The following is a 1,883-nucleotide window of genomic DNA, read 5'->3' as shown; positions in this document are numbered from 1 at the left end:
GGTGCGCCGTTTCGCCGGGGGCCGCGGCCGGCGCGTTGTCCGGTTGGCTCGCCGGCTCGCCCCGGTGGGGCGGGCCGCGGTGCCGGACCACCAGCCGTCCGCCCTCCGACGGGTCGCTCAGCGCCTGACCGCCCTGAGCCAGGGGTCGACGACGGCCGAGAGCGCGTCCCGGCCGGTGAAGACATGTCCGTTCATGCCCTCGGCCTGCGCCGCGCGGACGTTCTCCTCGCGGTCGTCGACGAAGAGGACGTCGGCGGGCGCGGCGTGCAGAGCGGTCACACTGTGCCGGAAGGCGGCCGGGTCGGGCTTGGCCGCACCGATCCTCCCGGAGAAGGCGACGTGGTCGAGGTCGTGCAGCCAGGGCTGGGCGGCGACGAAGGCGTCCGCGTGGTCTGCGGGGATGTTGGACAGCAGAGCGACCCGGGCACGGTCGCGCAGGCGCCGCACGTAGGCGACCATGCGCTCGTCGACGCGGGACCAGCTGTCGATGTCGACGAGCCTCAGCTCCTCGATCGTGTCGGCGTCGGCGGGGCGGGACAACGCGTGCAGAACGTCCGTCCAGTACGCGGCCGCGGTGTGCCGCCCGGCGTCGTAGGGCGGGCGGTGGGTCCAGTAGGCCGTGGCGAAGGCTTCGGGGGAGGTGCGGCAACGGGCGGCCATCTTCTCCAGGGCGCCCGGCCGCTGGTGGCGGGCGATGACCCCGAAGAGGTCGAAGAGTACGACGCGGCGGCGCTCGGTGGACATGGCGGTCCCTTCCGTTGAAGTCTCGGGGCGTTCGGTTCAGCGCCGGTGGGGCAGCGCGCGGGCGAGGGAGTCGAGTGCGGCCAGCGGGTCGGGTCCCGCCGGGGCGAGCACGACGCTGGTCGCGCCGGCCGCGTGGCGGGCGTCGATCGCGGCGCGGGCCCGGGCGGGGGCGCCGGCGACGCTCAAGGCGCGGACCCAGTCCGCGGGCATCGTCCGGGCGAAGTGCCGGGCGTCGGGGCTCGCGGCGCGGTGCGCGCGCAGCTCCTCGGCGAAGGGCAGGGGGTCGATGTGCGCGGCCCACTGCGGCTCGCCGACCGATTCCAGGACGGTGCGGACGCGGGCCAGCGCGGCCTCCTCGTCGTCGTCCACGGCGGCGGCGTCGTAGACGACGATCTCCCGAGCGTTCGCGGCGGGGCCCAGGTGGCGCAGGGAGGCGGTGATGTAGCCGGGTGCGGCGGGTTCGGCCAGGAGGAGTCCGTCGGCGACCTCGCCCGCGACCGCCTGCGACTTGGGGCCGCGCACCCCCAGGATCACCGGGGGGACGACGTCCGGGACCTCGGTGAGGATCACGCCTTCGCAGCGCACGTACCGGCCGTTCTCGGGGCCGGGCTCACCGGCGATGAGCAGGCGCAGCGCTCGCGCGTACTCCTTGATCAGCGTCAGGGGGCTCTCGGGCCAGGAGCCGACCTGGCGCATCCAGCCGGGCATGCCGTGACCGATCCCCGCGATGAGCCGGCCGGGGTGGAGCTGCGCGAGCGTGGCCAGCTCCATCGCGGCGAAGCACACGTTGCGGGCGCCGGCGGGCATGATCCCGATCCCGACCGTGAGTTTCGTGGTGGACGCCAGGACGGTGGCGGCCTGGGCGACGCCGCCGCGCCAGCCGAGGTCCTCCACCACCCAGACCTGGTCGAACCCCAGCTCCTCGGCACGCCGGACATAGGGCAGCACCTGTGGGACGGGGAGGTCCAGGGGCAGCATGACGCCGACGCTGCCGCGGGCGGGACGTGCGTGGGGCTCGGGCTCGGACATCGGGGGCTCCTTCGGTCGCTCAGGGCTTGGTGGACCGGCCGTGGCGACCGGGGGAGGGGAGGGCTTGATCCGCCGGGCGGGGTCGGGCCCAAGGCTACTGTGCCCAGCGC

2 protein-coding genes are annotated in these 1,883 nt (G+C 75.3%); both read right to left on the bottom strand.

The window, feature by feature from the left end; genetic code table 11:
• Positions 1–117: 117 nt before the first annotated feature.
• On the bottom strand, positions 118–744 hold the full coding sequence (locus ABT300_RS43650) for an HAD family hydrolase (RefSeq protein ID WP_351688634.1): 627 nt from the start codon (positions 742–744) through the stop codon (positions 118–120).
• A 36-nt stretch (positions 745–780) separates the two neighbouring features.
• Positions 781–1,773 (bottom strand): LLM class flavin-dependent oxidoreductase, encoded by a 993-nt coding sequence (locus tag ABT300_RS43645; protein WP_351688631.1) that lies wholly within the window; start codon positions 1,771–1,773, stop codon positions 781–783.
• Between the last annotated feature and the right edge of the window lie 110 nt (positions 1,774–1,883).

This window comes from Streptomyces sp. NPDC001027 (assembly GCF_040299045.1).
Classification (GTDB): Bacteria; Actinomycetota; Actinomycetes; order Streptomycetales; family Streptomycetaceae; genus Streptomyces.
This window is presented reverse-complemented; position numbering and strand designations above follow the sequence as displayed.

What these genes read in the sequence shown, in the direction of transcription:
- ABT300_RS43650 (WP_351688634.1), bottom strand. Translation starts at nt 744, where the DNA reads ATGTCCACCGAGCGCCGCCGCGTCGTACTCTTCGACCTCTTCGGGGTC.
- ABT300_RS43645 (WP_351688631.1), bottom strand. Translation starts at nt 1,773, where the DNA reads ATGTCCGAGCCCGAGCCCCACGCACGTCCCGCCCGCGGCAGCGTCGGC.